The following is a 23,379-nucleotide window of genomic DNA, read 5'->3' as shown; positions in this document are numbered from 1 at the left end:
AAGAAGGCCTTCTTTGCATATTGGCTAGTGGAAGGTGACACATTGATGGGCTTTAAACTAGGCTACCCACATCCAGATGGTCTTTTTTATCTTGATTCATCAGAAAACGCCACCTCTATTGGTGATGGGATGAATGGGATGAATGCACAATTGTTCTCTTTGATTTAATGGGTGTCCAAATACCGACTGAATCAAGATAAAAGCCCCAACGGATGTCACAGATTTTGAAGAGGAGCTTTTCGAGCAAGCTCGAAAAAATCTGGACGCAATTACGCAAAGGCGTAATTGATAGTTGGTTTGGTGGCGTTCATGTGGCACATCGAGGTCAGGGAATTGCAAGTCAATTAATGAAACAACAGCATGAACATATCAAGACTTTAGGCTTTTACAAAGTTCGTACATACGGAAGAAATACATTCAAAACCATGCTTATTACCAACCTCAAACATGGTTTCGATATACTATCAACATTTATTGATGAAAAAGGCAGACATAAAATTATGGTTGAAAAAACAATTGATGAAGGAGTTTTATACATGAAAGCATATTTAGCAAATGGGTTATTTTCGTTAGGCGATCGTTTTGTAAATGAACAATTGGCAGCAGCTATTCGCGAGGCAGTGCCAGGCATCGCATTATACCTACCCCAGGAGAATGAAGCCATCAATGATAAATCTGCCTATGCAGATAGCTTAGCGATTGCCCAAGCAGATTTAGAGATGCTACAGAGTAGCGATGTTCTGATAGCTGTATTAGATGGGGTGGAGATCGATTCTGGCGTTGCCGCAGAGATAGGTGCGTTTTCGATGCTGAATCGTCCTATTATTGGTGTGCTAACTGATGTTCGTCAGCAAGGGCGGGACAATATGCAAAAAATAGAGGCACTGATCCGAGATGGGCTAGAGAATCAGTTTGTTTATCGTAATTTATTTGTTGTGGGGTTAATTAAACGCAATGGCGTGATTACATCTTCTATTGAAGAGGCTGTAAAAGCAATACAAAAACTACAGAACGGGGAGGCATCATGATGCTATTAGCTACATCAGACATGGTGGCAGGAAAAGATATTATGGAAACATTAGGGCTAGTGAAAGGGAATTCAGTTCAATCTAGAAATATTGGTCGTGACATGATAGCAGGACTTCGCAATATTGTAGGTGGAGAAATGAAGGAGTATGCGGAGATGCTTGTGCGCTCTCGTGAAATTGCCACAGAGGCAATGGTAGAGGAAGCCAAACAATTAGGTGCAGATGCAGTTGTAGGCGTTCGATATGCTACTTCATCTGTCATGGATGGTACATCCGAAGTATTGGTATATGGAACAGCTGTAAAATTCAAATAAAAGAGTAGCAGGACTTTCATTCAATGAAAGTCCTTTTTCAATGGTTAAAAAGTGACACATTCATCTAAAATGCTGTAAAATTTTAGTTAATTATGTCAAAAATACAGTCTATTGTGCTGCTTGAATGGTGATTTATTATAGGATGCGTATAGTACAAATTATACCAATAAAGTAGAAGTTTATCTTGATTCAGTTTATAGATAAGAGATGAATGCACAAAATGGTTCTCTTTGATTTAGTGGGTGTTAACATACCAACTGAATCAAGATAAAAGCCTTAGCGGATGTCACAGATTTTGAAGAGGAGCTTTTTGGGCAACTCGCAAAAAATCAGGACACAATCTGTGGGAGGGCCATCTCTGGCCAATGTATTGCAAGCTAGGCATGATAGAAGAAAGAGTGGGATATATGGTAGATTCACAACAAGGCAAAGGCTATCGCGTTCTATCGATGTTTGATCGATTGATGGATGGCCAAGGAATCAACAAGAAGCAAGAAGCATTGACACATCAGGTTGGCGAAAAAACCATACAACGGGATATCGATGAAATTCGTACGTATCTAGAAAAGGCTAAGCTAGATTACCATTTACAATATGTGCGTTCAGAAAAAGTGTATAAATTAATAAATACAAAAAACAATCGTTTATCTAAAGAACAGGTACTAGTCATCGTTAAAATTCTGATTGCCTCAAAAGCTCTCGTAAAATCGGATATTGGTGAGATCATTGATCAACTTCTCTCACATGTAGCAGTCGATCCACTGTTATTAAATGAAAAAGTTGTATATGAAGATCTTCATCAAAACAAGTCATTATTGTCCTTAATATGGGGAATTTCCACAGCCATTCAAAAGAGAAAGGTCATTACCATTGATTATTTACAGGAGGGTGAAGCGATTCCAACTGCAAAAATTTTAAAGCCGCTCGCTGTTATCTTTTCAACACATTATTTTTATTTGATAGGAGATAATCAAGACATCCCAACTGTTTACAGAATGGATCGTATTCAGCATTTTCGTGAAATGGCTATCAATTTTGAATTTCCATCTGTACATCCATTACAAGTAGAGGACGCTAATGACCTTACTCATATACGTCTTCTCTATAAAGGTCGTTCTCCTGAAATAGTCTACAGTCGTTTCCCAACAGCCCACCTAGTTTCACAAAACAATCATGAATATGTTTTTGAGGCAGAAGTGTTGGAATATGGCGTGAAAGAGTGGTTGCTAAGTCAAGGAGCCGATATGGAGGTATTAGAGCCAATTGAACTGAGAGAAGAGATCATTGAGACCGTACAAGCTATGCAGCAAAATTATCGTTACATATAAAAACCCGTGTGTACATGCACGGGTTTTTACGCTTACTGAAACAATTGTTTGATAAATGTCATATCGATATCCTTAGTGAGCTTATAATCTTTCATGTAATTTTCCTCATATAAATACACGAATAAATGCTGGTCATCATCTAAACGCAAGCCAATTTCCCTGTTGTCATTAATTGAGAGTGTTAGCCAGTATGCTTCATGAGAATCAGAATTCGAAAACCACACCTTTTTTAAAGATAGGTCCTTGAACGGTTGCATAATTTGATTGATTTCTGCTGCGTCAGTAATCGTTACTGTTTTTTCATCTGAGGAACGAATAATTTCAATCTCATGAATTTCCTCCATTTCGAGACGTTCTGTTACCTCTGTTGTAAAATCGGTGTCTCGTGTTAACAGCATTGTCGAGATATACAGAATAAGTAGTGGTAGTAAAATGCCTAGAAGTAGTTTGTATCTTTTTTTCATGCTCGTCTCCTTAAATTCTAAAAATTCGCACATATGTATTCTTTTCCACGCTATAATTGAGCATATACTGAAATGATGAAGGAAGGCAATTAAATGACACATAATCATGAAGAAAAAGAACTATTTTACCCAAGTGGCATCATCATGTATCGAGGTGGCGTCAAGAAGAATGATTTTGGTCACGATATTTATGACGGCAAAGGCTCGCTATTTGATCAAGAGGGAGAATTATTATTCGAGGGTGAATTCGTCAATCATATGAAGCAAGGCAATGGCATTATGTATTTGAAAGGACAACTCATTTATCAGGGTGAATTCATACAAAATAAAAAACAGGGTCATGGCATTTTATATAAGGATGGGCATATCCATTATGAAGGTCATTTTCGCAATGATTTAATGGATGGCTATGGTGTTTTATATTATGAAGAAGAAGTAATTAGCCCTTATCAAACACTACGAGCACAGTATCCACATTTAAATCAACCGCAGTATGAGGGTGACTTTGTCCACGGCATGAAAAAGGGAAAAGGCAAGCAATACTATCCAAATGGATTTTTACAATATGAGGGTGATTTTATTTGGCATCATTTGCAAGGGGCTGGGAAGCTTTATTATCCTACGGAATCACCAACAGCTGAGGAGCTTGCACGTGGTGTAACTACACTTCACTATGAAGGTCATTTCTTTGAGGACTTAAAGCATGGTAAAGGCAAAGTATATTCTAGGGATGGAATTCTAGAAGCGGAAGGGCAATTTAAAGAGGATATGATGACAGGGCAAGGAACGCTCTATTATGCCAATGGGCAAGCTTCCTATATTGGTGACCTCGTTCAAGGCAAAAAACATGGACGAGGCGATTATTATAATGAAGAAGGCAAAATTATCTATAGTGGTGAATTTATCAACGATGAGCGGTTACGCATTACACCTGAAGTCGAGCAAGAGATTGCCAAGCTACAAAAACAATTAGATAGTCTTGTAGGTCTTCCGAATGCAAAGAAGGAATTACATAATTTAATAAACTTTATTAAAATTCAAAGTCTGCGTGTGGATCATGGTTTAACAAGCTTTCCTATTACGTATCATCTTGTCTTTTCGGGCAATCCAGGCACAGGTAAAACAACAGTGGCACGCATTATTGGCCAAATCTACAAGCATCTTGGCGTCCTTTCAAGTGGGCATTTTGTGGAAACAGATCGTGCAGGGTTAGTCGCTGGCTATGTTGGACAAACAGCATTAAAGGTTCAGGAAGTCGTTAACAAAGCAAAGGGCGGGGTACTTTTTATTGATGAAGCCTATTCATTAATGAATGATAAACAGGATGCATTTGGGAAGGAAGCTATTGATAGTTTATTAAAGGCAATGGAGGATCTACGCGATGACTTAGTAATTATCGTTGCGGGCTATACAGAGCTAATAGAAGATTTTTTACAATCTAATCCAGGCTTTAAATCTCGCTTTAATCATTTTGTACAATTTGATAATTTTAGCACGGATGAACTCTATGATATTTTTGCGATGCTTTGTCAAACGAACGATTATCAATTTGGCGAAGCATTTGCCCAACATATGAAAACACAGCTACGTCATATGCCGATTGAAACCATCCCTAATTTCTCGAATGGTCGTTATATTCGAAACTTGTTTGAAAAACTAGTGACGATCCAATCAAACCGATTGATTCAACAGGCAACAATCTCGAGAGAAGAACTCATGACATTTGAGGAGCAGGATATTTTACAAGGCATTGCAGAAAAGTTGTTTGACAATACTTTTTAAGACAAGGAGTAAATTCATGAAAAAGCTATTAGTGTTTATTTTAGTGTGTGCATGTATTTTACCACGACTAGTAACAGTTCATGTTACAGTGAATAATCATATGAATGTACGCCATAAAAACGATAAAAGTTGATGAGTGATGTATAAAGTGGTAATATAAGACAAAACATACGCTATCGTATTTTTTGGAGGGCGATTATGCAAGTAACGAAAGAGGATTGGATTAGAGCGGGTCTAGAGCAATTAGCAGAAGCAGGGGTCCATAAAGTAAGTATTGAAGCACTGGCTCGATCATTAAACATTAGTAAAGGTAGCTTTTATCATTATTTTCGTGATCGTCAACAACTTTTAGATGCCATGCTAGACTATTGGGAAAACCATGCAACAAAGGCCATTATTCAAAATATGGAGCAAGTTGATGCTACTTTAGAGCAGCTTTTACGGATAAGTTTTCACAAAAATAAAAAGATGGAGATAGGTATTTATGCTTGGGCCAAATATGATTCAGATGTCGCAACGCGTATCGTTCAAATAGAGGAGCAGCGAATAGCCTGTGTGGCGACACTCTATCAAAAAAGTGGTATAAGCATAGACGAATCCACTGATCGTGCAAGATTAGCTTATTTAACCTATATAGGCTGGATGACACGATTTGAAGCCAATCCTCATTTCGATCTCGAAAAAATGATTAAGCTGTTAATACAGTAAGAAGGTCTCTCAGAGCTAATATGGGCTTTGAGGGACTATATTTAACGCTAGAACATACGGTAGCGTATGTAAATGTGAAGAGGAGGTAGAACATGTTTATTTTATCAATTGTCGCAGTGGTACTATTAGGGCTCATTAGTATCCTACATATTTATTGGGCCTTTGGTGGTCGATGGGGTACAGAAGCTGTTATTCCTATGAAAGAAGGCAGCCAACAAGCCGTTTTTACTCCTAGAAAATGGGGAACGCTCTGTGTTGCCATGCTGGTGATGCTAGCAAGTGGTATCATCCTTGTTCAAGGAGGCTTCATGCCATTTTTTCAAGCCTCTATTTTTTCAAAAGTAGGAAGTATCGTTTGTGCGCTAGTATTTTTGCTACGAGCAATTGGTGATTTTAAATATGTTGGTATTTTTAAAACGATTAAGCATTCCAAGTTTGCTCAATATGATTCAAAATGGTATAGTCCTTTATGCTTGTTTCTTAGCTTTGTGTATGTGTTGGTGTTAGTTTAACAGCAATTTTACTTTAACAAGGGGAGCAGGATGGGGGAAATAAAAATGGAGCAAATGATTTACTTACTTCGTCATGGTGAGACGAATTATAATACGCAAGGAAGATATCAAGGTCAGCTTGATTCACCACTCACTGAGCGTGGTCGGGAGCAGGTTCAGCAAAATGCACGTATGCTGAAATCACTTATTGGCGATGCAGATGAATGGACCATCCTATCAAGTCCAATGGGAAGAGCCATGCAAAGCACAGCCATACTTTGTGAAACTCTTGGCTATGACAGCAACAAGGTGAGGCAGGATACACGTTTAACAGAGGTTGCTGTGGGACAATGGGCTGGATTAACCATGGCGGAAATACAGCAACAATGGCCTGCCTTGTTAACGAACACAGATGCCTTCAATTGGTATTTTCGTGCACCAGATGGGGAAACCTATGAAGCGGTTGTAAAGAGATTAACTGCTTTACTTGAAACGATTCAACCACTTTCAAAAGTGATTGTTGTCTCGCATGGCTTGACTGGTCGTATTTTACGCGGCGTCTATGCGGGTCTAAGCAAAGAAGAGACACTCAAGTTAGAGGTTTCTCAAGATGTAATGTTCAAATTAACAAATAAAGAGATGACAAGAATTAGTTCAAATTTCGATGATGATTTTTACCTGTGAAAATATTTGAGCGCATCCCATTTTTCTCAAGGAATATTCAGAAATGCCGCCTCTTATAATGTGTAGGAGGCGTTTTTTATGAAAAAATGGATGTTATTAGGCTGTATTTGTATTATGGTTTTCTTATTTTATTATACAAGCAAAACATATGAATTCACACATCTAGAACTGCCATCATTACATAGTCAAAATGCTTTGTTACTCAATGAACAGGGCGAAGTATTATACGAAAAAAATGCGGATGCTATTATTTATCCTGCATCTTTAACAAAGATCATGACAGCCATCGTTGCCATAGAGATGACAGATAATTTACAAACACAAACCATTGTAGAGCCCCAAACGATTGCGAACTATACGGCACAAAATGCTTCGATGGCAGGCTTTCAGGCAGGAGATTTTGTCACGACGGAGGATTTATTGTATGGTACACTCCTTGCCTCAGGTGCCGATGCAACAGGAACACTTGCAGATGCTGTCGCTGGCAGTGAGGGCAAATTTGTCACGTTGATGAATAACAAGGCGCAAGAATTAGGCATGCATGACACATATTTTGTTAATACCAGTGGCCTACATGATGAGGCACATGTATCCAGCGTGCGGGATATCAGCAAGCTTCTGCGGTATGCATTAGAAAATCCTACCTTTTATCAAATATTTACCTCAAAAAGCTACACAACTTATGTACCCAATCAATTAATCATCACAAACTCATTATTTACAAAATTACCGGGTCTAGACAGTCCGATAATAGGTGGAAAAACAGGCTATACCCCAGAAGCAGGACTGTGTCTGGCGACCATAATCGAGAAAGAAGGGAAATCTTTTTTATTCATTACAACCAATGCTCCTAGCTATATATGGACCCCACCCCCACATATTGAAGATGCCCTAACGGCCTTCGAAGCTTTATAGCAGGAAAATTAATGAAAAGACCTCAACTTTTTCATGGTTCCTAACGTCTTAATAAAAAGGGGGATTATATAGCTGAGGTTCGGTGGTGGATAACCAGCTTTTTATAGGAACCATCAAATACGGGGAGAGCTGCTGCTCAAAGAGGTGAGAGCCCTCTCCCAGTAAGGAGAAGGTCACTCACCTAAGTCCGTAGGCCGTTTAGCAGCATGAGAAAAAGGAGCTAACAAAAAATCTACAAAATAAGCCACCATCATTTAATTATCATAACCTATGCATAGTTTCTCAGTAAAAAGGGAAGGAGGAATGTATAAGTATTTACTAAAATACGAATTTTAGTAGCATCGTAAAAGGGAATCTAGTTGATTATTACTATTTTATGGCAGGGTTGTTTACTCTATAATGAAAGTTAAATCTTAGCAATTTTTTAGCAAACAGACATGGAAGACATCTAAGGGCGGTGTAGAACAATGAAAAAATTTTTACCCTTTGCCATCGTTTTGACGTTTATGATGTGCATCTTGGCAGGGCAACTTTCAGTAAATGCTGAAGGGTCAGTGGTGATTCACAAGGTAGTCAAAGATACGGTTATTTTTGAAGAAGCTTCTACGAATAGTGCGGAGATCGGGGAGCTTGCGAAAGGAAGCTTTGTTTCAGTAACAAAAGTAAGTAAAGGTTGGACACATATTCAAACGCCAGAGCAGGAGGGCTATGTCACATCGGATGCTTTAGTCAAGTTGAAGTCTGAGGGATACCTAGTGATTCAAAAGGGTGGTACAACATTATTTACAGCCCCAAGTCAACATGCCCAGCATGTAGGACAGCTCTATGAAGGACGAATGATTTATGTATATGGCACAGCACCTGGTGGTTGGTCTTTCGTTCAATATGGCGAGGAGATAGGGTATGTAGCGACAAACGCATTAAAAAAACCAGCTCCAACGAAGAAAAAAATTAATGCTGTTGCTGGTGCTGAATTACGTTTAACAGCTAGTCCAAACGGAGAAGTTCTTGGTACACTTCCCAATAAAACGACTGTCCAGTATTACATAACACTTGCTGGTTGGGCTTATGTAGAAGCAGGTGACCAAAAAGGGTATGTCAAAGCTTCTGAGCTAGCCGATATTCAGTTAATAGATAATAAAATTTATAATAAAGGTGTGCCAGTAGCAAAAGGCGCAAAAAAACGGGTAGCCTTAACATTTGATGATGGGCCAGATGCTAAGGTCACACCACAAATTTTGGCAACGTTAAAGAAATACGATGCCAAGGCTACATTCTTTATGGTAGGTAAAAACGTGTCAAGAAATGCTACAATCGTTAAACAAGTCTATGAAGCAGGACATGAAATCGGCAACCATACCTTGAGCCATAAAAAATTAACGACCTTATCTATAGCAGGCGTTAAACAAGAAGTCAATGGCACAAGTAACGCTATTTATGCAGCCATCGGGCAGTATCCAACTGTTTTCCGTCCACCCTATGGAGCGACCAATGACCAAGTACGTTCTGTCATGACAATCCCCTCGATTTTGTGGTCGATTGATACACTGGATTGGAAACATCACAATCCAGATAAAATTTTAGCGTATGTCAAAGCCTCTGTAAAAGATGGGAGTATTATTCTAATGCACGATATCCATCAAACGACTGCCAATGGTTTAGAAAATGTTATTCTTTATTTACAAAAACAAGGCTATGAATTTGTTACAGTAAGTGAGATATTACAATAATAGAAAAGCTTTGCAATCGTCTACTCAGGACGAATGCAAAGCTCTTTTTTATTTAAATAAATTGATAGTTGTAATAATAATAGGAATTCCAAATACGTCAATTAAAAATGCGCCAACAATCGGTACGACAAGAAAGGCTTTTTTAGAAGGCCCGAAGCGTTGCACAACGGCTGACATATTGGCCATGGCATTTGGTGTTGCGCCTAGACCATGTCCTGCAAAACCTGCTACCATAACAGCAGCATCGTAGTTTTTGCCAAGTAATTTAAATAACACAAAAATACTAAATACAACAATAAAGAATACTTGCGCAAAAACAATGATGAATAATGGTAGTGCCAAATCAGCAATTTCCCATAATTTAATACTCATGAGTGCCATGGAAAGGAATACACCTAATGTGACATCTCCAATTAATGAGATGCTTTTCATATTAATGGCTTCAGGTTTGAATTTATCCATAATATTGCGCACTAATACAGCCACAAACATTGCTCCTACATAGCCGGGTAGAACGAAACCTGTTGCTTCAGAGAATAGTGTGCCGACATACGTACCAACAGCCATACAGAAAGTAATTAATAAGACTTGTGTAAAGAACGAATCCGATGTAATTTGCTCATGTTTATTTTCATATTGGACTTCTTCTGATTCTTGTTCATCTGGTGTTAAATTATATTTACCTATTAAATATTTGACAATTGGTCCACCAATTAAGCCACCAGCAACTAGACCACATGTTGCGGCTGCAGCACCAATTGTCATAGCTGAAGAAATCCCTAAATCTTCTAAGGTTTGGCCAAATGCAGCTGCAGCGCCATGACCACCCTCCATAGAAACGGTACCCGCCATCATACCGATTAACGGATGAATCCCCATAAGTGAGGCCAGGGATACCCCAATGACATTTTGCATTAACGCTAGGAAGCCACATGCTAGCCAGTAAATAATCAGTAATTTACCCCCGAGCTTTACAAGTTTAAAGCTTGCACCTAAGCCAATTGTCGTAAAGAAAGTAATCATAAATAAGCTTTGTAAAGAAGTATCAAGTGATATTTCTACAATACCCGTTGTTTTTAAGATGGTAGCAAGAGCAGCGAACAATAAACCCCCAACCACTGGTGCTGGGATACAGAATCGCTTTAAAAGGCCTATTTTATTGATAAGAAAGCTTCCTAATGCAAAGAGTGCAACAGCTAGGAATACCGTTGTAATTTGATTAATTTCGATCATGAACCTTGCCCCCTAAGTAAGTTGTTCAGTGCCTCATACACAAAATAGGCCCCTAATTTCACTGTACATCCGTTTTCATCTAATAACGGATTGACCTCACATATATCAAATGAATGGGTGTGAGGGTGGGAAGTGACTTGTTGCAAAATTGAGCGCACAGTCGATGGGTCAAGCCCAAACGGTGATGGAGCACTTACACCTGGAGCAAATGCTGCGTTCAATACATCCATACATAATGTTAAAAGAATATAATCATGCTTATCCATAAAATGGTGTAATGCATCCGTTAATTGTTGTTGGTAGGCTACTGTCATTTGATCCTCATAAACATACTTCACGTTTAATTCATCAGCTTTTTCGAAAAGTTCTCTTGTATTGCCGTAGCGTTGAATACCTACAACAAAATAGTCAGCATGTGGATCCTGCTCTAAAATTTGACGGAACATCGTACCTGACGAAGGTTGTTCATCATATGGTCGTAAATCAAAGTGAGCATCTATATTGATGATGCCGATTTTAGCTTCCTTTGGTAGAGCAGAACGAACGCCTAAATAATGGCCATACAGCGTTTCATGCCCGCCACCTAGCACCACACATGATAAGTTTTTTTGTAGGATTGCTGCTACGACTTCACCAAGCTCACGTTGGGCCTCCTCTAAAGCATGGTTTAGACAAACGATATTGCCAACATCAATAATTTGCTGATCATCTTCAAATGTCCACGGTAAACTGGCTAAGCCTTCTCGTAGGGCGTTTGGACCATTTGCTGCCCCTACACGGCCTTGATTTCGACGTACCCCTTCATCGCAGATAAAACCAACAATAGCAGCACTTTTCTTATCTGAAGCGCTTACATCATTAATCGCAACTCTTTTTACTTGTTGATGTAAACGAAAGCTGCTTGTATTTGTCGTTGAATCTATTCGACCTTTCCATTGTTTTTGATCTGTCATTGTGTACATAAATTTATCAACCCCATTGTGAATATTATTGTAGAAAAAGTATTGTTGTAATTCATTATATATTCACATAATTATAATTACTAATATATAATTAATATTAATCTATAGCTTTTAACTATAAATCTGGGAGGTATCTATAGGTGGACATTAAACAATTGCACTATTTTATCGCTGTTTCAGAACAGATGAATTTCTCAAAAGCCGCAGAAAGACTGCATATTTCGCAGCCTTCGTTAAGTAATGCGATCAAAAAATTAGAACAAGAGATTGGCTCCCCCTTATTAGAGAGAAATACTAGAAATCTGCAATTAACAGAAGCTGGAGAGTTACTTTTTGAACGAGCAAAAATTATTGTAAAAAATATGGAAGTGCTAAAAATCGAAATGGATGAAGTGATTGTTCATGGCACGAGGGACATCACCATTGGTGTCATGGAATCTATTAAGTATTGGCTGCCAAAGGTAATCGCCAACTATAAAAAAGACTATCCTCACATGAAAATTCACTTAGTCGATATTTTAGGTAGTAAGCGAGTGAAAAAATCCTTGAAAAGCTATAAAACTCATTTAATCATCACCAATCAGCTAATGGATGATCCAGAGTTGGAAGTTCAAACTTTATATGAAGAACGGTTGGTCGCAGTATTACCTTTACATCATCCGTTAGCCCAAAAGGATACTTTAACCATCTCAGATATTTGTGAAGAACCATTTATTATTAGTACCGAGGGCTTTCAAACAAGACGAGATATCTTAACGTCATTTGAACAGGCTGGTAAAAACATCAATATCCAATTTGAAATTGAGCGTTTTGAAACCGCTGTATCGCTTGTACGAGAACATTTAGGAGTGACCATATTACCTGAAAATTACTTGCAAGGACCGACTGCCAAAACGATTGTAAAAAAAGAAATAGAGGGTCTGAATTTAAGTCGCAATGTCTATCTAGTGTACTTAAAAAACCGTCATTTACCATTAGCCATCCGACAATTACTGAAGGATATTGTACAGTTTTTTGAAAATAAATGATGTCAGTTCATAGTAATGAATTTTCTCTTTTGTTAGAAAATTCAAAAATAGAACATTGCTTTACTAGAAAAATAGCGGTAACATTTATTGTAAGAATGAAAATGAACATTCATTCATTTTGCGAAGTTCAAGCAAAGGGGGTATCTTCTAATGAATTTTTCCTATAGTGAAAAAGTTGAGAAGTTACAGGTCAAGCTGAAGAATTTTATGGCGCAATACATTTATCCAAGTGAAGCCGTTTATGCTGCACAGGTTGAGGCAATGGAGGATCGTTGGGGAGCGATTCCACCGATTATGGAGGAGCTGAAGCAGAAGGCACAACAGGCAGGTTTGTGGAATTTATTTTTACCAGATAGTGAATATGGGGCAGGTTTAACCAACTTAGAATATGCACCTTTATGTGAAATCATGGGCCGCTCACTTCTGGCCCCCGAAGTGTTTAACTGTAATGCACCTGACACAGGCAATATGGAAGTACTTGTACGCTATGGATCGGCACAGCAAAAAAAACAGTGGCTTGAACCATTATTACGAGGCGAAATACGGTCCTGCTTTGCGATGACGGAGCCAGCCGTTGCATCCAGTGATGCTACAAATATTGAGGCAAGCATTGAACGCGATGGAGATGAATACATTTTAAATGGCCATAAATGGTGGACAACTGGTGCTGGGGATCCTCGCTGTAGGGTGGCTATTTTTATGGGCAAGCATAAAGATGCAACGGCCCCTATCCACGAGCAACAGTCTATGATTCTCGTACCGATGGACACACCAGGGGTAAAAGTAGAGCGTATGCTAACGGCTTTTGGCTACGATCATGCACCAGAGGGACATGGTGAGGTTACATTTACCAATGTGCGTGTACCGGTGGAAAATATTTTATGGGGTGAAGGAAAAGGCTTTGCCATTGCGCAAGGCAGACTAGGGCCAGGGAGAATTCATCACTGTATGCGTCTTATTGGTGCCGCAGAGCGTGCATTAGAGGAAATGTGTGTGCGTGTACAAGCACGGCAGGCATTTCATCGACCACTAGCAGATCAAGGGGTAATGCGGGAGCGCATTGCGGAATCTCGGATGGATATTGAGCAAGCAAGACTTTTAACATTGAAGGCTGCTTATATGATGGACACGGTAGGCAACAAAGAGGCAAAGGCTGAAATTGCCATGATAAAGGTAGTTGCTCCAAATATGGCACTCAGAGTCATTGATCGAGCTATCCAAGCATTTGGTGCTGCTGGGGTAGGGCCAGATACAACGCTTGCTGCACAATGGGCTAATTCTCGTACATTACGTTTAGCGGATGGACCGGATGAGGTGCATCGTAATACCATTGCTAAACTAGAATTGAAAAAGCATGCCAACAAACAAGAGGAGCTGGTGAAATGACGGTCCTAGAGTTATTTAGCTTAAAAGGTAAAACAGCGATTGTGACTGGTGGCGGACGTGGACTCGGCGCACAAATTGCACAAGGATTTGCAGAGGCAGGAGCCAATGTGGTCTTATGCTCACGAAAGGTGGAGGCGTGTGAGGAGGTTGCCGCAGGACTTGAAAAGCTTGGTGTTCAAACATTAGCCCTAGCCTGTGATGTCACAAAGCCTGAGGATATTGCCAATGTGGTGGCCCAAACGATTACAACATTTGGTAGAATTGATATTTTAGTCAATAACAGTGGCGCATCATGGGGAACACCTGCCATTGATATGCCCTACGAAGCCTGGCAAAAAGTATTTGATGTCAATGTCAACGGAACATTTTTATTCAGCCAAGCCGTTGGCAAAATTATGTTAGAGCAGAAAAGTGGCAAAATCATTAATATTGCTTCTATTGCTGGACTAGGTGGTACGCTACCAGCCTTTATGGATACGATTGCCTATAACGCGAGTAAAGGGGCTGTCATTACTTTAACGAAGGATTTAGCTGTCAAATGGGGGCCACAGGGAGTCAATGTCAACGCCATTGCACCAGGTTTTTTCCCTACAAAAATGTCCAATGCCTTAATCGAACGTGGACAAGACTATTTGATGGGTGTTACACCGTTGAAACGATTAGGCTCCGAAAATGATTTAAAGGGCGTAGCTTTATTTTTAGCAGCACCAGCTTCGGACTATGTAACAGGGGATGTCATGGTAGTAGATGGGGGCATGAGCTCCATTATTTAAGGAGGGAAATAGAATGGATACGATGCAAGTAAGGTCAAGTGAACGTTTAGATATGGATAAACTACATGCCTTTTTAGAGAGTTATTTCACTGAGCTTCCACAGGGGAAGCTTGAAATAGCACAATTTAGTGCAGGGCATTCCAATTTGACGTATTGTTTAAAAATAGCTGACTTTGAAGCTGTTCTACGTCGTCCTCCGCTTGGACCAGTTGCCAAAAAAGCGCATGATATGAAGCGGGAATATACGATTTTATCGGCACTGCATCCATTTTTACCATCGGTTCCAAAACCATATGTCTATGTGGAGGATCGAGACATTATCGGTAGTGATTTCTTTTTAATGGAGCGCAAAAAAGGTATCGTCCTTGATACACATTTTCCAAAAGGCACAGAGCCAACAGAGGAGCTAGCATGTCATTTGTCTGAAATGATGGTTGATTCTTTAGTTGCATTACATGCTATTCCTTATCAGGACACACCATTAAAGGATATTGTGAAGCCTGACGGATTTCTTGAAAGACAGGTGCATGGCTGGATTGAGCGGTATGAAAATGCGAAAACAGCAGAACATGCAGAAGTAGCGATGTTAACAGAGTGGTTAAAAAACAATCTTCCATCCAATCATGAGGCAACCATTATTCATTATGATTATAAATTGAATAATGCAATGTTCTCCGAGGACTATACCGAAATGATTGGCCTTTTTGATTGGGAGATGGCAACAGTAGGGGACCCACTTGCTGATGTTGGTGTAGCAATGAGTTATTGGATGCAAGCGGATGACCCGAAAATGCTATTATATGCACTTGGTGAACCACCAGTAACTGTATTACCAGGCTTTTATACCCGACAGCAATTTATTGATCGTTATGCGGAGAAGAGTGGGCGAGATGTGTCAGCTATTCATTATTACTGCACATTGGCTTATTTTAAATTAGCCGTTATTTGTCAGCAAATCTATTATCGCTATGTTAAAGGGCAAACGCAGGATGATCGCTTTGCTCAGATGGATAAAATGGTCGCTGCCCTCATACAACAAGCTTCTAAATCAATATGATTTTATGGAAAAACGGTTACTTTTAACAAAGTAGCTGTTTTTTATCGCTCAGTATAACAGATTATCCGACATTAATTAATGTAATTATTTATGCCAACTCGCACAAAATTTACTCAAAAAACATAATAAATCACGTACAAGAAATTAAAAGATGGGGAACGTTTGTTCTTTTGGTCAGGAGTGTTAATCAATAATAATTTGTTGTTTTTCGATAAAAAATAATTGACTTATAATAAAAATAACGCTATCATCAATACCCACAAGGATTTAATAATATGGAGGAAGAAATATTGAAAAAATATTTACTTGCCACAATTCCGATGATCATGGGGATTGTATGTTTATTTATAAAAGGCCTTTTAGGAGATGAGATACTAGCAGATGGGACGATAGTAGAGAAGAACTTCTTTTTAATACCATTGAGCTATTTATTTATCTTTAGCGGCATACTTACATTCTTGATTATGGCGTTATCTTCTACATTCAAAAAGCAAACTTCCGTATCATAATGCTAAAAACAGGCCCTGAATAGGAGCCTGTTTTTTTATAACCATGTTTGATCTAGCTTATCACTGTAGTAGTGAATAGCTTTTTTATAATCTTGAATGCCTTGATGATTGGCTGTGCGTAATATCGTGTTCAATAATGTTTCCATTGATTTTGCATGTTCACCAAGATTATAGAGTGTCATGGCATAGAAGACCTTGATATGCTCAGCCTTGGGGAACTCGTGAATGGCTTGTTCAAAGATCCGTTTTGCTTGCTCGTATTGTCCTATAGTCCGATAGGTGCTCCCTAAACCAAGGTAGGCATCCACTAAAACTTCTGGTTCTAGCCCCAACTTTATCGCTTCTTCATAATGCGGAACTGCCTCTTTTTCCTGCCCTAAAGAATCAAATGTCCAAGCACATTGAAATTGATAATAAGCATTTTGAGGCTGTTCCTTGACCAGTGCCACCATACATTGATTTGCTTCCTCAAGCTGTCCGTTTTTTCTTAATGTAAGTACGTGTTCTAATTGTTTGTCCATTATATGTAACCTCATCTTTACTTAAGTAACTTACCATTCATAAAAACAATCTTCTATCAGCAACTTAAATCAATCAGCTATTCGCTTAATTCTCCACAATCATAATCGCAAATAAAAACATGGCCTGATGGCTCGATGAAAATGGGATTACCCCCAGCATCCATTGAATTAACATAGCTAGTTTCTAAAATATTTGGAGATAGGAACTCTTTATATTGTTGACGAAAATCCATTGTTAAATCGACAACGGTTTCGTTTCCTAGACTTGAGCCATTAGAAAAAGCATAGATTGCTATACCTGCATATGTCCCACCAAACGTTTCAATGAACGCTACATAATCGCTGTGAAACTGTACATGAAGTTGTTGCTGTGCCTCTATTATTTCTCTTTGACTTGCAGGTTTACCCACTAACGTTTGATGCTTCTCATTAAATAAAAATGACCGCGAACGCTTTATTAGATCTTCCTTCATAGACATTCTCCTTTTATTCAGTATACACGATCCTTCATTGCTAGGAATCTTTGGGAATGATATTGTTAATGTAAATAATAACATTTACTGGGGTGATAGAATGCTAGAGCGTTCAATGGAAAAAACACGGGGAAACCAAAAGGGAAGGGAGTGAAGATACAAAAATAGAAAAGAGGATGAAGATAATGAAATATCAAAAACTTATGTGTGATGGATTTGAATTAAACTATTGTATAAAGGGGCAAGGCCAACCAATTTTAGTGGTGGGGAGTAGTGTTTATTATCCACGTCTGTTCTCAGAAGGCTTTTACCAACATTTCCAGGTAATTTTTTTAGATCATCGAGGTTTTGGTAAGCCAGCTCAAGCATTTACGCAAGAAGATTATACATTGGACAAAATAGTGAAGGATATGGAGTATGCAAGGCAAATCCTACAGCTAGATGATTTGATTGTTTTAGGACATTCAGGCCATGCATTTATGGCAATGGCGTATGCCAAAGCTTATCCCCAGCATGTTCAAAAACTCGTACTATTAAATACAGCAACATCGAATAGTCAAGAAAGACAGCAGCAAAGCTTGTCTTATTTTGAGGCACATGCAAGTATGGAGCGTAAACATCAATTTGCGCACGATATAGCCTTATTGGAGCAGGATCTAAAGAAGGAGCCTGAACGACGCTTTGTTCATATGTGTATTCGTATGGGGGCACATAGCTTTTATGATTTTATGTTCAATGCTACCTCTATGTGGGATAACGTTCATCCGAATATGGAAATTATTGATTATCTATGGGGAGTAGCTTTTGCGGAGCAGAACCTTTTACAACAAATGCTACAAGTTAACAAGCCAATTTTTGTAGGTCTAGGCAAGTATGATTATTTAGTAGCCCCTATCTCATTATGGGATGCAGTAGATCATATTCCCCATGTAAAGAAAGTCATTTTTGAAAAAAGTGGTCATAATCCTATGTTTGAAGAACCTGTATGTTTTAATGAACAGCTAATTCAATGGATAAACGAAGGGTAGTCGAATGGCTGGTTATGCTGTATAGCAATTAACCAGCCTATTTTAATAATGAAAAGAGAAAAGCCAGAGTATCAACTACCTAAACAAGTTTTACGTATTGCATCAATGTTTTGACAGTCCATAATGACAGGCCGTGCCCTATCATCGATTTGAAGGAAGTACCCGCAGCAGCTTTGCGGAAGAAGATAAATAAAGTATAGTCCTAGAAATTGGCTGCCATCTGAGAGGTATACATCTACTAAAGTCCCTGGTTCAAAACATTCTAAGTGACTACAAATACAGCTTTGACAATGCTTTTTAACTTGATTTTGTTTCTGATATTTTTTTTCAAATTGGGGACTATTATAATATTTTATTTTATAAGAATCTTCCTCAATAATAGGATGATCTACGCTGGGAGAGTGACCAAAGTAAACATTCTTTGATTCACAATAGCATTTAGAAAATTTATGATAATTGTTAAATTCCCAATTCATTCGTGTTAAATATCTGTTTCCATCCATTTCTAAAACGCTCCTTTATGATTACAATGTCATGCTAGCATGAGTCATCTATTTCTAGTCTATGTGAAAGAGCCCTTTAGGAGATGGTAAAATGTCCATTTATCTGTACAATATAAGAAAAGGCTAAACTCATTAGTAGAGTTTAGTCTTTCAAGTTGTAATCGCCATTCAATAAGCCATATATCTCTAAATCAACAACACCCTTGCCAGACCATAATGAAGCTTGTCTCAAAAGACCTTCTTTTAAAAATCCATTTTTTAATAGAACCTTTTTCGAGGCTTCATTTAAAGGCATGACTTCTGCCTGTATTCGATTAACGTTTACCTCTTCCAATAAAAATTCTACGATTGTTGCAACTGTCTCTGATGCAATGCCTTTTCCCCAGGATGCTTCAGCTAAATAGTAACCAATTGTTACCATATTTACTTTTTGATTAAAGTCCATCGCTTCGATAATCCCTACTAGTTTTTCACTTTGTGATTTTTCGAAGATCCCCCATTTAATCCTGCTTTTCTTTGTATAATCACGTTCAAAATGGCCAATCATTTTTTGAACGGTTTGAAGATTGTGTTTTGGGATGATGCCACAATACTCAAATACCTTGTCATTATCATAAATAGCAAATAGCTCTTGTATATGTGATTCTTCTATTTTTTTTAATTGTAAATTAGCTGAATGTAAGGTTGGGAATTGCTTAAATACTTTCTCAATATTCATCGACCTTGCTCCTTTATTATTCTTTAATGGGAATGTAGATTTTCATTTTCATCTCATGTGGATAAATAGATTGCATGACATCGGTTATTTCAAAATCAGGACCCGTATCGCGCTCATAATTTGAATTTGGCAACCATACGCCGTAAATGAAACGTCTTGTATTTTGAATTCCTTCCGCAGTGCCATTCAATGTAAACTCTGCATATTTACCAGCAGGAATTTCTAGGTGGGTGAAGCCTTTCTCTAATTGCTCCTCAAAGATTTCGACTTCCTCTCCTACAATAAAGGAAAACCGGCCATCCTCCTGAAAGTTTGTAGAAATGCCATACGCCATATTAGGGGCTACCTTATATGAGATTCGCTCATAGTATTGCTGCTGACCAAAATCCAAATAAAAGCCTGGGATTTCTGCATAGAACTGTTCGTCTTGTAAGGACGTTTTGTATTCATAGCCTGTAATACGTTTTTTAGATAAGTGAAGTATTTCTGGTCGTTGCATAGGGAGTTCTCCTTCCAGTTTATAATCCAAAAAGTTTATTTTGGTTTGAAATGGTATGGAGTTCGCTCCTTTTCGGTATTTAGCAGGTGTGACACCAAAATACTGAACAAATGCCCGTGTAAATGCCTCCTGAGAACCATATTGAAAGTTGATTGCAATATCAAGTATATTCTGCGTTGTTGTTGCTAATAAGGAAGCTGCTTCAGAAAGTCTCCTGTTGCGAATATACTGCTGCACAGAAAAACCTGTAATGGCTTGGAAAAGTCGTTGGAAATGAAATGCTGAAAAGTAAGACTGAGAAGAAATATCTGTAATCGTTAACTTTTCATGTAGGTTTTTCTCAATAAACTCTATGGCGTTTTGAATTCTTTCAAAATAATCCATACCATCATCCTTTCTTAACTCAATGGTACCGTTGAATAGGAAGGGTTTTTTGATAATTTGTGCTAATTTGTACATTAAATTGTACTATATAGGAAATCAATAGAAAACTTGATTAAAACAATAAATAAATGTATAATTTAACTAAATTTACAAGAAAGTGAGTGATAGATAATGATAGTCAGCTCTGTTTTCCCATTGAATATAATAAAGGTGCGGGAGAATAAATAGATTAGTTGATTTCTTCCGCAAACAATCGGAGGAGAAAATATGTACAAAAATTACGGACCGTTAAGCACAGCACTTTATGATTTTACAAAACCAGTTGGATACTCGCTTGGTGGAGATATTGAATATTATCTAGAACGTCTGCAAGGTGTAAAGGGGAAGATTTTAGAAGCAGGGGTTGGTTCTGGACGTTTCTATATTCCTTTCATGGAAAAAGGCTTTGATATAGAAGGAATTGATCATTCCCCAGAAATGCTAGCATCCTGTCGAAAAAGATGCCAAGAACGAGGATTGACGCCAGCACTGTATGAAGGAAATATTTGCCAATTTACCTTAGGTCAACAATACGAAGCCATTGTTATGCCTACAGGCTCATTTTGTTTAATTGAAAATCATCAAGAAGCACTATCAGCATTAACCTCTATGTATCAGCATCTTGTCCCTGGTGGGAGACTCCTAGTAGATTTATTACTTCCTACAGACTGGAAAACAGGAGAAATTACGACATCTTACCATCAAATTTCACAAGATGAAGGAATTGCCCTTGAAAGAAAATCGATTGCCATGAATTGGGTGGAGCAATATACGTTGATGGTTTTAAAATATGAGAAGTGGCAACAAGGTACATTAAGTGATACGGAACTGCAAAAGTTTTTATTACGCTGGTATGGGCTTGAGGAATTTAAGCTCCTATTACAAAGTGTTGGCTTCTCTGCAATAACTTGTTCTGCGCATTATAAGTTCCTTCAACAACCAACTGAAGAAACGTCACTCATAACGTTTGAAGCGGTACGTTAATTAAAATGACCAGTACTCCTTAAAAGAGTACTGGTCATTTTTACGAATTAGTCAAGCTTTAATTTTGTTGCAGTTCCTATTCCTTTTGTATGCACATCGACTTCAATTTGAACTTCAAGATCAGGATAGAGGGTTAGCCAGTTCTTTTTAATTCGATTCCATGCTTGATAGTCCTCTCGGTGTAGTACATTGCTAAATTTTAATAAATCGGCTTGATAGGTTTGTTGAATCGTTTGAAGTGTACGTTCTAACCGTTCCTTGATTTGTCTGCTCGTTTCTTTATTTAAAGCATCGATGGTTTTTGATTTTGTTAAATCCAATGGGCAACTTATCTCTGCAACGTTTTGCTCAATCTCGAGTTTGATGGAAATCGAAGGTATACCATTTTGAAAATGACCTGTCACTTTAGTAGAAGAATTAATAATTTCTGTTGAGATTTTCCCTTCTTCAGGACAAGCAATAATTTCAAATGTACTTTTTATATTATTATTTAAAAAATTATAGTCTCTGCTTTCTTGTTCTGTTAAATAGCCGATGAGTTTATAATTTTTAAAAATAGCCAGTCCACCATATTTTAATTGTGCAGGGCTATCAATTTTTTCTATATTCGAGCTAAAATCTCCAGCATCCGCATCACCATGTATATGAATAGAGGGTAAGACGGCACTATGATCAATACTGCCTAAAGATTGGATTAAATCATCAAGAATAACAGATTCTGTTGTCCCCCATACTGCTTCAGAAACCTTTAATGATTTAAACATTTTGCTAGCAGGCACATCCTCTAAAGGGGTTAAAACACTTAATATTTCTTGTGCAGTAAAATCATGAGAAACAATAAAGTTAAAATCACTTCGTCCTTCTGGGTCTCTTTGAAATAAATCTAAAACGCTATTCATACCTTCCTTAGCCATTTCTTCACCAATAATAATAATTTGGGCATGCGCATAATAAGGCTTTCTAGGTGTTAGCGCTGTTAATTTTCGAATGGCATCAAATAAAGATTTCCCTTTAGCATGGTAGGTAAAAACAGGGACTTGAATGCCAGTTGCTTTGTTCGAAGCCACTTGACTTGGATTAACAATCTGAACAGAAATTTCGAATAGCTCGTCCGATTTATCCACTCCAACAGCCGTAACAATAGCTAGTTCGTTTAACTCCCGCTTATTCCAGCATCCACCTAATAAAAGAAGTACTGACAGCAATAGGATGAATGATACCTTGTGTTTGATGGTGGACACCTCCTCTAGGTAAAGAAGACATTTCCGATACTATTAAGGATAAGCAAAAGACAGACAAAATAATCAATAATAGAAATCTCAATGTATCTTTTTAAAGGAGAATAAAATGAAGAACACAAACTGTGAAAGGGAGGTAAGAAAAATGAAGCAATCTTTATTTAAAGGTGTAGAGGCCATTTTTATTCCAATAAAAGATCCCAAATTATCGGCTAAATGGTATGAGGAAATACTTGGATTTAAGCTTCTATATATAGAAGCGGGCGCAGCAGTTATGAAGATTACTGAACAATCTCCGACGGTCATTTGCTTAGTAAAAGCTAAGGAGCATCAGCCATGTCATTTTCCAGACAATCACTTTGGTGTGGGGAAATATGTGAATTTCCTCTCTCAAAATATTGAAGAGACTTATTTATTTCTAGTGGAACATCATATTCAAGTCGAGGCTTTAGAAGGAGAAGCAGACACCAAATTTTTTACCTTCTATGACCCTGATGGGAATCCTTTAGGTGTTTGTCAATCATTATAAGCGGGTCACTGCGTTAGCAGTGACCCTAGTAACAAATCTAGGAGGTGTAAGGCTAATTAGCTTTACACTAC

General features: G+C 38.1%; 27 protein-coding genes. 18 read left to right on the top strand and 9 right to left on the bottom strand.

The features are described 5' to 3' along the window. Positions 1-45: 45 nt before the first annotated feature. The 4 genes from JIN86_RS23705 to JIN86_RS00945 all read left to right on the top strand — a co-directional run bounded on the left by JIN86_RS23705 (position 46) and on the right by JIN86_RS00945 (position 2,670). A complete protein-coding gene (locus JIN86_RS23705; RefSeq protein WP_255538110.1) occupies positions 46-168 on the top strand; it encodes a hypothetical protein in 123 nt (40 codons plus the stop codon). 56 nt (positions 169-224) lie between these two features. Next, the gene (locus tag JIN86_RS23405) at positions 225-1,028 is read left to right on the top strand and encodes a nucleoside 2-deoxyribosyltransferase (RefSeq protein WP_237497090.1); all 804 of its coding nucleotides are present in this window, start codon (positions 225-227) and stop codon (positions 1,026-1,028) included. Next, positions 1,028-1,342: a YbjQ family protein gene (locus JIN86_RS00950; protein ID WP_004225046.1), complete on the top strand. Its 315-nt coding sequence runs from the start codon at positions 1,028-1,030 to the stop codon at positions 1,340-1,342. Before JIN86_RS23405 ends, JIN86_RS00950 begins: the two co-directional genes overlap by 1 nt. Before the next feature lie 365 nt (positions 1,343-1,707). Continuing rightward, positions 1,708-2,670, top strand: coding sequence for a helix-turn-helix transcriptional regulator (locus JIN86_RS00945; RefSeq protein ID WP_202341055.1), 963 nt, complete (start codon positions 1,708-1,710; stop codon positions 2,668-2,670). A 32-nt stretch (positions 2,671-2,702) separates the two neighbouring features. On the opposite strand, the gene JIN86_RS00940 is transcribed toward JIN86_RS00945, so the two are convergent. Further along, positions 2,703-3,134, bottom strand: a complete 432-nt coding sequence (locus JIN86_RS00940; RefSeq protein ID WP_202341054.1) for a hypothetical protein — start codon at positions 3,132-3,134, stop codon at positions 2,703-2,705. Between the two features lie 93 nt (positions 3,135-3,227). Here JIN86_RS00940 and JIN86_RS00935 point away from each other — a divergent pair, with 93 nt between their 5' ends. The 6 genes from JIN86_RS00935 to JIN86_RS00910 all read left to right on the top strand — a co-directional run bounded on the left by JIN86_RS00935 (position 3,228) and on the right by JIN86_RS00910 (position 9,444). Next, entirely contained in the window at positions 3,228-4,916 is a 1,689-nt protein-coding gene (locus JIN86_RS00935) for an AAA family ATPase (protein ID WP_202341053.1), read from the top strand. Positions 4,917-5,114: 198 nt separating this feature from the next. Continuing rightward, positions 5,115-5,624, top strand: a complete 510-nt coding sequence (locus JIN86_RS00930; RefSeq protein ID WP_202341052.1) for a TetR/AcrR family transcriptional regulator — start codon at positions 5,115-5,117, stop codon at positions 5,622-5,624. 92 nt (positions 5,625-5,716) lie between these two features. After that, complete coding sequence (locus JIN86_RS00925) at positions 5,717-6,136, top strand: DUF3995 domain-containing protein (RefSeq protein WP_202341051.1); 420 nt, start codon at positions 5,717-5,719, stop codon at positions 6,134-6,136. A 45-nt stretch (positions 6,137-6,181) separates the two neighbouring features. Next, positions 6,182-6,799 carry a histidine phosphatase family protein gene (locus JIN86_RS00920; RefSeq protein WP_202341050.1) on the top strand — a complete coding sequence of 206 codons (618 nt, stop codon included), beginning with the start codon at positions 6,182-6,184 and terminating at the stop codon, positions 6,797-6,799. Positions 6,800-6,877: 78 nt separating this feature from the next. Next, the gene (locus tag JIN86_RS00915; RefSeq protein ID WP_202341049.1) at positions 6,878-7,714 is read left to right on the top strand and encodes a D-alanyl-D-alanine carboxypeptidase family protein; all 837 of its coding nucleotides are present in this window, start codon (positions 6,878-6,880) and stop codon (positions 7,712-7,714) included. A gap of 467 nt (positions 7,715-8,181) precedes the next feature. Next, the gene (locus JIN86_RS00910; RefSeq protein WP_004225069.1) at positions 8,182-9,444 is read left to right on the top strand and encodes a polysaccharide deacetylase family protein; all 1,263 of its coding nucleotides are present in this window, start codon (positions 8,182-8,184) and stop codon (positions 9,442-9,444) included. 48 nt (positions 9,445-9,492) lie between these two features. Here the strand turns inward: JIN86_RS00910 and gltS are convergent, their stop codons facing one another. Together gltS and hutG are read right to left on the bottom strand one after the other, a co-directional pair. Next, the gene (gene gltS, locus JIN86_RS00905; RefSeq protein ID WP_202341048.1) at positions 9,493-10,677 is read right to left on the bottom strand and encodes a sodium/glutamate symporter; all 1,185 of its coding nucleotides are present in this window, start codon (positions 10,675-10,677) and stop codon (positions 9,493-9,495) included. Further along, the gene (hutG, locus tag JIN86_RS00900) at positions 10,674-11,639 is read right to left on the bottom strand and encodes a formimidoylglutamase (RefSeq protein ID WP_202341047.1); all 966 of its coding nucleotides are present in this window, start codon (positions 11,637-11,639) and stop codon (positions 10,674-10,676) included. The genes gltS and hutG overlap by 4 nt, the downstream gene beginning before the upstream one ends. A gap of 140 nt (positions 11,640-11,779) precedes the next feature. Between hutG and JIN86_RS00895 the strand changes: the two genes are divergently transcribed. The 5 genes from JIN86_RS00895 to JIN86_RS00875 all read left to right on the top strand — a co-directional run bounded on the left by JIN86_RS00895 (position 11,780) and on the right by JIN86_RS00875 (position 16,392). Further along, entirely contained in the window at positions 11,780-12,667 is an 888-nt protein-coding gene (locus JIN86_RS00895; RefSeq protein ID WP_202341046.1) for a LysR family transcriptional regulator, read from the top strand. Between the two features lie 150 nt (positions 12,668-12,817). After that, positions 12,818-14,053 (top strand): acyl-CoA dehydrogenase family protein, encoded by a 1,236-nt coding sequence (locus JIN86_RS00890; RefSeq protein ID WP_202341045.1) that lies wholly within the window; start codon positions 12,818-12,820, stop codon positions 14,051-14,053. Continuing rightward, a complete protein-coding gene (locus JIN86_RS00885; protein ID WP_202341044.1) occupies positions 14,050-14,826 on the top strand; it encodes an SDR family oxidoreductase in 777 nt (258 codons plus the stop codon). Before JIN86_RS00890 ends, JIN86_RS00885 begins: the two co-directional genes overlap by 4 nt. A gap of 13 nt (positions 14,827-14,839) precedes the next feature. Continuing rightward, a complete protein-coding gene (locus JIN86_RS00880) occupies positions 14,840-15,883 on the top strand; it encodes a phosphotransferase family protein (protein WP_202341043.1) in 1,044 nt (347 codons plus the stop codon). A gap of 290 nt (positions 15,884-16,173) precedes the next feature. After that, positions 16,174-16,392 carry a DUF3955 domain-containing protein gene (locus tag JIN86_RS00875; protein ID WP_237497089.1) on the top strand — a complete coding sequence of 73 codons (219 nt, stop codon included), beginning with the start codon at positions 16,174-16,176 and terminating at the stop codon, positions 16,390-16,392. 35 nt (positions 16,393-16,427) lie between these two features. Here the strand turns inward: JIN86_RS00875 and JIN86_RS00870 are convergent, their stop codons facing one another. After that, positions 16,428-16,913 (bottom strand): tetratricopeptide repeat protein, encoded by a 486-nt coding sequence (locus JIN86_RS00870; protein WP_004225081.1) that lies wholly within the window; start codon positions 16,911-16,913, stop codon positions 16,428-16,430. A gap of 77 nt (positions 16,914-16,990) precedes the next feature. Next, the gene (locus JIN86_RS00865; RefSeq protein WP_009370371.1) at positions 16,991-17,386 is read right to left on the bottom strand and encodes an SMI1/KNR4 family protein; all 396 of its coding nucleotides are present in this window, start codon (positions 17,384-17,386) and stop codon (positions 16,991-16,993) included. A 185-nt stretch (positions 17,387-17,571) separates the two neighbouring features. On the opposite strand from JIN86_RS00865, the gene JIN86_RS00860 reads away from it, so the two are divergent. Beyond that, positions 17,572-18,414, top strand: a complete 843-nt coding sequence (locus JIN86_RS00860; RefSeq protein WP_202341041.1) for an alpha/beta fold hydrolase — start codon at positions 17,572-17,574, stop codon at positions 18,412-18,414. Between the two features lie 71 nt (positions 18,415-18,485). Here JIN86_RS00860 and JIN86_RS00855 read toward each other — a convergent pair whose 3' ends face one another. From JIN86_RS00855 to JIN86_RS00845, 3 genes are all read right to left on the bottom strand, one after another. After that, entirely contained in the window at positions 18,486-18,917 is a 432-nt protein-coding gene (locus tag JIN86_RS00855; RefSeq protein WP_202341040.1) for a hypothetical protein, read from the bottom strand. Between the two features lie 142 nt (positions 18,918-19,059). Further along, a complete protein-coding gene (locus JIN86_RS00850) occupies positions 19,060-19,635 on the bottom strand; it encodes a GNAT family N-acetyltransferase (protein ID WP_202341039.1) in 576 nt (191 codons plus the stop codon). Positions 19,636-19,651: 16 nt separating this feature from the next. Beyond that, on the bottom strand, positions 19,652-20,518 hold the full coding sequence (locus JIN86_RS00845) for an AraC family transcriptional regulator (RefSeq protein WP_202341038.1): 867 nt from the start codon (positions 20,516-20,518) through the stop codon (positions 19,652-19,654). A gap of 267 nt (positions 20,519-20,785) precedes the next feature. On the opposite strand from JIN86_RS00845, the gene JIN86_RS00840 reads away from it, so the two are divergent. Continuing rightward, positions 20,786-21,541 carry a class I SAM-dependent methyltransferase gene (locus tag JIN86_RS00840; RefSeq protein WP_004225091.1) on the top strand — a complete coding sequence of 252 codons (756 nt, stop codon included), beginning with the start codon at positions 20,786-20,788 and terminating at the stop codon, positions 21,539-21,541. 47 nt (positions 21,542-21,588) lie between these two features. Here JIN86_RS00840 and JIN86_RS00835 read toward each other — a convergent pair whose 3' ends face one another. Beyond that, complete coding sequence (locus tag JIN86_RS00835) at positions 21,589-22,782, bottom strand: Ger(x)C family spore germination protein (protein WP_202341037.1); 1,194 nt, start codon at positions 22,780-22,782, stop codon at positions 21,589-21,591. Positions 22,783-22,924: 142 nt separating this feature from the next. Between JIN86_RS00835 and JIN86_RS00830 the strand changes: the two genes are divergently transcribed. Then, positions 22,925-23,308 (top strand): VOC family protein, encoded by a 384-nt coding sequence (locus JIN86_RS00830; protein ID WP_202341036.1) that lies wholly within the window; start codon positions 22,925-22,927, stop codon positions 23,306-23,308. Positions 23,309-23,379 lie beyond the last annotated feature (71 nt).

Origin of the sequence: Lysinibacillus sp. HST-98 (assembly GCF_016757845.1) — a bacterium.
GTDB lineage: Bacteria > Bacillota > Bacilli > Bacillales_A > Planococcaceae > Lysinibacillus > Lysinibacillus capsici.
The sequence above is the reverse complement of the archived record's forward strand: the minus strand, read 5'-3'. Positions and strand labels throughout refer to the sequence as shown.